Genomic DNA, 7,564 nt, shown 5'->3' with positions numbered 1-7,564 from the left:
GGTGACACGGCTATGTTGCGGGTCAGAACGCCGGGACGCCGTAAACCCCTCCCTGGGGGCTTCACTGCCGCATCCCTGCGGCAGAGACCCAGCTTATCTGCTCCGCAACACCGCCTTCTGGCTGCGGCGTGGTCTGTTAATATTCTGGCGCAGACCGGGGTCAGAATCTGATTCAGTGGCATGCCTTTGATATGGGCCTGAAGGTCAAAACCACTCCCGACCGGGGTAATGTTATCTGTCGACAGCTATTATGTAGTCTGGGACTGGACGTGAAGAGGTTTTTAACAGCGACGACGTAGCCCGAGGCCAGGCGGGGACCGTTGGCTTAGCGGACCGTCGAGCGCAGGGATGCGCGAGCCGAGCCCACACGGATGTGCCTGCGGCGTGTCCGCGTGACAACGATCCCCGCAGGGCTTTGCACCGTATCAACGCAATGACAGCAAACGTCATAGATGCCAGCCAGGTCAAAACCCGCTCTGGTGATGGGACTATGTTGCTTGCAGGCAGGTCAAAACCGGCTCCGGTGATACGGCTATGTTGCGGGTCAGAACGCCGGGGCGCCGTAAACCCGTCCGTGGAGGCTTTGCACCGCGTCACCGCAATGACAGCAAACGTCACCGATGCCAGTCTGGACAGGGAGAAGCTGGGACAACGTAGCCTGAGGACAGGAGGGGACCGCTGGGGTAGGTAATTCTTCCCTGGGCCAGCATCCCTGCTGGCACCACAGAACGTACGCCGGGGCAGCACCCGGCGCGGTTACGCCTGGTTCAATGCGCGGCGGGTGCGGCCTGAACTGAGATAGTCGGCGATATAATCCTGGGAAATCTCACCGCTATAGCGTCCCTCTTCATCAACGATCGGCATCCACACCAGGTTATGCTCGTAAAGCTTGGAAAGCACCACGCGCAGATTCTCCTCGGCGCGGCCGGTGACGGTGAATTTGTTCAGCTTTTCAATGCACTCACCGCTGGCACCGCGCGCTTCACGACGCTTAACAAAGCCCAACGGCTTGCCGTCATCATCAACCACGGTAATTGAACGCAGATCGTTATCATCCATCATGCCGAAGGCTTCCGCCAGCGGCGTGGTTTTCTTCGCTGTTATCGTTGGCTGCTGATCGGTAACGTCTCCCGCCTGCACCAGTAACAACCGCTTGAGGGTACGGTCCTGACCGACAAAGGAGCCGACAAATTCGTTCGCCGGTTTCGCCAGCAGCTCGTCGGGGCTGGCGCACTGCACAATTTTGCCCTGGCCAAACACCGCAATGCGATCGCCCAGCTTTAGCGCTTCATCAATATCATGGCTGACCAGCATTACCGTCTTGCGAAGCTGACGCTGCATATCCAAAAACTCGTTCTGAATAGACTCTCTGTTAATCGGGTCAACGGCTCCGAAAGGCTCATCCATCAGCAACACCGGTGGATCGGCTGCCAGCGCACGGATCACCCCGATACGCTGCTGCTGCCCGCCGGATAACTCACGAGGGTAGCGATGCAGGAAGGTTTTCGGATCCAGCGCGACCATGCTCATCAGTTCGCAGGCACGTTCACGACAGCGCTTCTTATCCCAGCCCAGCATACGCGGCACCACGGTAATATTTTCTTCGATGGTCATATTCGGGAACAGGCCAATCTGCTGAATAACGTAGCCAATATTACGACGCAGCGTGACGGTATCCAGCCCGCTGGTGTCCTCTCCGTTAATTAAAATTTTTCCGCTGGTGGAGGAAATCAGGCGATTAATCATCTTCAGCGTGGTGCTTTTGCCACAGCCGGAAGGACCGAGCAGAACGCACATCTCACCTTCCGGCACGTTGAGGCTGACATTATCAACCGCGTTAAAGGTAGTGCCTTTCTGGGTAAAGGTTTTGGTCAGATTTTCCAGTTTTATCATTATCGTATCCCTCTGGGTGTCAGGGCCAGCTGCAGACGGTGCAGCAGCCAGTCGAGAATAATGGCCAGCAGGCAGATCATCAGCGCACCGGTAATCAGCATACGGAGATCGCTGCCGCTGATGCCGTTAAGCAGCAACAGGCCCAGTCCACCCGCGCCGATTACCGCAGCAATCGCCATAACGCCAACGTTCATTACTACGGCAGTGCGGATGCCGCCGAAGATCACCGGCAGGGCCATTGGGATTTCCACCCAACGCAGACGCTGCCAGAAGGTCATGCCGATGCCGATGCCCGCCTCGCGCAGGCCGCCGGGAAGGTTTTCCAGCGCCGTATGGGTATTGCGAACAATGGGCAGCAGCGAATAGAGAAAAACCGCCGTGATGGCAGGTACGACACCGATGCCCTGACCAATCATGGAGAACAGCGGGATCATCAGGCCGAACAGGGCAATCGAGGGAATGGTCAGCACCAGGGTAGCAATGCCCAGCACCGGCGTGGCCAGCCATTTGTAGCGCACAATCAGCACGCCCAGCGGCACGCCAATGATGATAGCCAGTCCAACCGCCAGCACCACCAGCCACAAATGTTGTAGCGTCAGTCCGGCAATATATGACCAGTTATCAATAATATAATGAATCGTGTCCATTCGGGATCCTTAGATCAGGCCTTTAGATTTCAGGAAATCATTAGCCACCTGTTGGGGAGACTGGTGATCGATATCTACACGCTTATTCATTTCGGTAATCGTCTCGTCGGTAATCTGCGCCGACAGCGTATTCAGCGCATCAGCCAGGCCCGGATGAGCCTCCAGCGCCTGTCGCGTGACGACCGGCGTAATGGCATAGCTCGGGAAGAAGCCCTTATCATCCTTGAGGATCTTAAGATCGAACGCCTTTACGCGCCCGTCGGTGGTATACACCAGGCCCACATTGACAAATCCGTCGCGGATAGCGTTGTAAATCAGGCCCGGATCCATCTGGCGGATCTGTGGACGGTCCAGCGGCATCGAATAGGCTTTTTGCAAGGGTTTCAGCCCGTCTGAACGGCCGGCAAACTCAAGATCCAGCCCCAGAAGCCAGTTGTTATCGGGATCGTGCTGACGGACATCTTCAATTTTTGCCGCCAGCTGCGACATAGTATCGATATGGTCACGATCGGCACGCTTGCAGTCCATGGCGAAGGCGTAGGTGTCATTCATCGGAGACGGATTGAGCCAGATCAGATCCAGTTTCGCATCCAGCCGCCTGACCGTTTCCCATGCCTCATGCGCCGACATCGGTTGAGTAATATGATTAAAAATAATCAGCGAGGTGCCGGTATATTCCCACATCATATCAATCTGTTTATTGATCATCGCATTACGACTAATTGCGGTCGCGATATTGGTTTTAGGCTCGACCTGAAACCCTTTTTTACGCAGGTAGATCGTGGTGAGTGCGGAAAGAATATGCATCTCGGTAAAGCTTTTGGTCGCCATCACAATCGGCTTTGCAGCCCAGCAGGAGACGGAGGCGGTTAATGCCAGCGTAGCACTCATTGCCAGCGCGGTGTTGCGGACCCAGCGGGTCAAACAGGCCTTAGCCATTTGGTTTTCCTTTTATTCTTAAACCGCGGCGTGCGGGCTCAGCAGGCGGCCTAACCCGGCCAGCAGCATATCGAGGATGAGCGCAAACAGTGCCGTTGCGGCAGCGCCGAGGATAAGCGACGGGAAGTCATTCAGGTAAATACCGGGGAAAATCAGCTCACCATAGCTGCTGGCACCGATAAGAAATGCCAGCGGGGCGGTGCCGACGTTGATTGCCGTCGCCACGCGGATACCTGAAAGCATAACCGGTAGCGCGTTTGGCAGCTCAACCTGGTACAACCGCTGCCATTTAGTCATGCCAATTCCTTTTGCCGCTTCGGTCAGCGCCGGAGGAACGGAGGTCAGGCCGGAATAGGTGTTGCGAACAATGGGCAGCAGAGAGGCCAGAAACAGCGCCACTACCGCAGGCCGATCGCCAATCCCCACCACAATCATCGCCAGTGCCAGTACGGCAAGGGGCGGCAGGGTATTACCCACGTTAAAAATCTGCATCACATACTCTGCCCAGCCACGGGCAAAGGGGCGGCTGAGTAAAACTCCGCTGGGAATACCGACCAGTAATGCTAACAGCATCGACCAGAAAACCAGCAGCATATGCTGTTGGCCAAGATAAATCAGATCGACCCGTCTTGACCGAATAGTATCCAGACCCAGCCCGTAAACCAGCAGGCCGACGATCACGGCAATAAAGAGCACGGCAAGTAAGGCACGCCGGGCCAGCGTTGCATTTTGCATAAATTCCACTCTCCCTGATTATAATTAGTGGGTTACCGCGGTGGTAAAACCTTCACGGAGCGCCCATAGCGCGTTAAACCTATAGCAGCATGTACGCAAATGGCAAATTTTATGCATAAAATCATAAGGTTGGTTTTTAAGCAGATTGAGCGTTATTCCTTATAGGGTAGTGTGTTAGCGTCAATAAAAAATTTTCATCGACTAAAGGTTACAGTGTCACATAGCACCTTAAGCACAATTAACACCATACGTGACCCAATTCAGGCCAGACTATAAGAAAATAAGGAAGGGTCTATGACAGAATTAGCAAAACATCCGGTGACTCATCGCCACTGGATCCTGATCGCCGCGATGCTTGCCATGTTTATGGCAGCCATTGAAGTCACCATTGTGGCAACAGCGATGCCAACCATCGTGGCGGAGCTGGGAGGATTCTCGCAGTTCAGCTGGGTTTTCTCGATTTACCTGCTCACTCAGGCCGTTAGCGTCCCCCTTTATGGCAGGCTGGCCGACCTGTGGGGGCGAAAACGCGTATTTTTTATCGGCACCGGCCTGTTTCTCTGCGGCTCGATACTTTGCGGCTTTGCGCCCCAGATGGGCTGGCTGATACTTTTTCGTGCCGTTCAGGGGCTGGGTGCGGGGGCCATTATGCCGCTAACCGCAACCATCATTGCTGATGTGTATGAGCCTGAGGAGCGTGCATCCATACAGGGCTGGCTCTCCAGCGTTTGGGGCGTAGCCGCGATCGTCGGTCCGCTCACCGGGGCGTGGATCGTTCAGCACTTTAGCTGGGCGCTGATTTTTTGGGTAAACGTACCGATAGGCATCGTTTCAATGCTGATGTTGGCCCGCTGGTTTCCTGAATCGCGCAGCGAAGGTGGTCAAAAGCTTAACCTTGTCGGTAGCGCATGGCTGATGCTCACGGTGACCGCGTTGCTCGCCGGACTGCTACAGGCAGAAAACCTGGGCTACTGGGTTAGCCTGTTCTTTGCCGTTGCCTTGTTCGCCGGTTGGGCGTTGGTGAGCCACGAACGCCGTTCATCGGAACCGCTTTTTCCACTGGCAGTCTGGCAGAATCGAACCATACTGGCCGGGAATGCAGGAAACCTGATTATCGGCGCGGCGATGATGGGCATCAGCGCCTTCCTGCCTACCTGGATTCAGGGTGTTAACGGAGGCACTGTGCTACAGGCGGGCAGTGCGCTGGCAATGATGTCAATTGGCTGGCCGCTTTCCAGTACCCTGAGTGGATGGTTGATGCTCCGCACTTCCTACCGTTTCACTGCCCAGCTGGGTTCACTACTGCTGATTGTGGGGACGGGTCTCCTGCTGACGCTGGACAGTAGCAGCTCGGTGATCTCTGCTGGCGTGGCGGCTTTTGTGATTGGAACAGGGATGGGAATGTCTAGCACGACCTTTCTGATTGCGGTGCAGAACAGCGCAGAATTCCACATTCGCGGCATCTGCACGGCATCTATTATGTTCAGCCGCATGCTGGGTTCGGCGCTGGGTACGGCGGTGATGGGAGCCGTATTGAACTACAACCTGATGGTCAGACTGCCTGCACACAGCGATCCGGTACAGCAGATAATGTCTTACTCACAGCGACAGGGGATGAGTAAGGGGAGTCTGAGTCAGATGATCGCAGAAATTTCAGCTTCATTACACTGGGTTTTTGCCGTATCGGTGCTGATTGCTTTTTTCAGTCTGCTGGTTGCGCGGAAAATACCGGCACAGAAGCCCCGGAAGGCGCGGTAATAAAAGGGCCGCTCAGGGCGGCCCAATCATTTATGAGGAAGGTGCATCCTGAGACGTGCCGGTGCTGGCAGGTTCAGCGGTATCGCTCTCGGTACCATTACGCTTATAAACTATTTTCTGGCTGTCATTTTCGCAATGGCCCACCACCTGGCCACCGGCCTGGTCCGCCTGATCGTTAGGGACGATCTCCAGGCTGAATCCGGAAGCAGGAACACCGTTACTGATAATCTTCTGGTTAATATCTGCTTTTACCGTTTCACATGATGCCTGGGCTGCCAGTGGGGCAGCAACCACCAGAGCGGTTAATATCCACTTAAAACCTTTCATCTTCTCATCCTTATGTTATGAAACAGTAATGACTATAGCAGCTGTTGCCGATCAGGGCGTAACCGGACGTCCGGTACGGCGGTCAAGGCAGCGCAGCGTACTGTTTTCCCAGTAGGCATTTACGTTAAGGCTTTCATTACAGGCGTCGCGGGTATCAAAGGCACGGTCAGTTTTGTCGAACTCTTTTTCGACGCGCGTATCAACTTTATTACGCAACCGACGCGTGTTGTCCCACTGCTCCTTATCCTGGCGCGCCTGCTCGTTGCTCAGTGCGTTGTTGCCATCCTGAATGATCAGGCGGTTAGTGTCTGCCTGCGCGGCGTGCTGAACGCTGAACAGACTACCTAATAGCACCAGTGGCAGGGCTAATTTGCCCAGTTGTGTATGCCAGCGTGTCATTTTCATTTTCATCTCAGGTTCCTTTTAGTAAAGCACGTAGCCGGTAGAGGGGCTGCGAGTAGCGCTTTATATAGTATATCATCCGCATACAAACGCTCACCAGCGGGTACGTCTGTCGTTTAGTATTCAGAGAGATTCAGCATGCTGTTTAAGACTACGATTTTGTTTTTCATTACTGCGCTGGCAGAGATAACCGGCTGTTTTCTCCCCTGGCTGTGGCTGCGTAAAGGCGGTTCAGCCTGGCTGCTGCTGCCCGCCGCACTAAGTCTTGCGCTGTTCGTCTGGCTGCTTACGCTGCACCCCGCCGCCAGCGGGCGGGTTTATGCCGCCTACGGCGGCGTTTACGTCGTGACAGCACTGCTGTGGCTCCGTTTTGTCGACGGTGTGAAATTAAGTCCCTATGACTGGCTGGGCGCGACCGTGGCGTTTTGCGGCATGATGATTATCGTCGCGGGATGGGGAAGGGCTTAGTGTTGCGGTGACGGGGTGCAAAGCCCTGCGGGGACCCTTGTCACGCGGACACGCCGCAGGCACGTCCGTGTGGGCTCGGCTCGCGCATCCCTGCGCTCGACGGTCCGCNAAAGCCCTGCGGGGACCCTTGTCACGCGGACACGCCGCAGGCACGTCCGTGTGGGCTCGGCTCGCGCATCCCTGCGCTCGACGGTCCGCTCAGCCAACGATCCCCGCCTGGCCTCGGGCTCCGTAGTCGCTGCTAAAAACCTCTTCATGTTGCGCCTGGCATTTGTGATGTTTGCTGTCGTTGCGGTGATACAGTGGAAAGCCCTGCGGGGACCCTTGTCACGCGGACACGCCGCAGGCACGTCCGTGTGGGCTCGGCTCGCGCATCCCTGCGCTCGACGGTCCGC

General features: G+C 55.7%; 8 protein-coding genes. 2 read left to right on the top strand and 6 right to left on the bottom strand.

Annotation, left to right across the window (positions count from 1 at the left end; all coding sequences use genetic code 11):
• Positions 1-756: 756 nt before the first annotated feature.
• The 4 genes from osmV to A1830_RS04230 all read right to left on the bottom strand — a co-directional run bounded on the left by osmV (position 757) and on the right by A1830_RS04230 (position 4,214).
• The gene (gene osmV, locus A1830_RS04245; RefSeq protein ID WP_067702169.1) at positions 757-1,893 is read right to left on the bottom strand and encodes an osmoprotectant ABC transporter ATP-binding protein OsmV; all 1,137 of its coding nucleotides are present in this window, start codon (positions 1,891-1,893) and stop codon (positions 757-759) included.
• The gene (gene osmW / locus A1830_RS04240) at positions 1,893-2,540 is read right to left on the bottom strand and encodes an osmoprotectant ABC transporter permease OsmW (protein WP_067702166.1); all 648 of its coding nucleotides are present in this window, start codon (positions 2,538-2,540) and stop codon (positions 1,893-1,895) included. The genes osmV and osmW overlap by 1 nt, the downstream gene beginning before the upstream one ends.
• Positions 2,541-2,549: 9 nt before the next feature.
• Positions 2,550-3,431 (bottom strand): glycine betaine ABC transporter substrate-binding protein, encoded by an 882-nt coding sequence (locus tag A1830_RS04235; RefSeq protein ID WP_231877569.1) that lies wholly within the window; start codon positions 3,429-3,431, stop codon positions 2,550-2,552.
• 66 nt (positions 3,432-3,497) lie between these two features.
• Positions 3,498-4,214, bottom strand: coding sequence for an ABC transporter permease (locus A1830_RS04230; protein ID WP_067702160.1), 717 nt, complete (start codon positions 4,212-4,214; stop codon positions 3,498-3,500).
• Between the two features lie 294 nt (positions 4,215-4,508).
• On the opposite strand from A1830_RS04230, the gene A1830_RS04225 reads away from it, so the two are divergent.
• On the top strand, positions 4,509-5,972 hold the full coding sequence (locus A1830_RS04225) for an MDR family MFS transporter (protein ID WP_067702157.1): 1,464 nt from the start codon (positions 4,509-4,511) through the stop codon (positions 5,970-5,972).
• Between the two features lie 30 nt (positions 5,973-6,002).
• Here A1830_RS04225 and A1830_RS04220 read toward each other — a convergent pair whose 3' ends face one another.
• Both A1830_RS04220 and A1830_RS04215 read right to left on the bottom strand, forming a co-directional pair.
• Entirely contained in the window at positions 6,003-6,299 is a 297-nt protein-coding gene (locus A1830_RS04220; RefSeq protein WP_067702154.1) for a DUF1161 domain-containing protein, read from the bottom strand.
• Positions 6,300-6,350: 51 nt separating this feature from the next.
• The gene (locus A1830_RS04215) at positions 6,351-6,698 is read right to left on the bottom strand and encodes a DUF1283 family protein (RefSeq protein WP_082804093.1); all 348 of its coding nucleotides are present in this window, start codon (positions 6,696-6,698) and stop codon (positions 6,351-6,353) included.
• Between the two features lie 141 nt (positions 6,699-6,839).
• Here A1830_RS04215 and A1830_RS04210 point away from each other — a divergent pair, with 141 nt between their 5' ends.
• A complete protein-coding gene (locus A1830_RS04210; RefSeq protein WP_197473283.1) occupies positions 6,840-7,169 on the top strand; it encodes a YnfA family protein in 330 nt (109 codons plus the stop codon).
• Positions 7,170-7,564: the final 395 nt, after the last annotated feature.

Source organism: Erwinia sp. ErVv1, assembly GCF_900068895.1.
Classification (GTDB): Bacteria; Pseudomonadota; Gammaproteobacteria; order Enterobacterales; family Enterobacteriaceae; genus Erwinia.
Note: the sequence above shows the minus strand (reverse complement) of the source record. Positions and strands in the feature narration are given on the sequence as shown.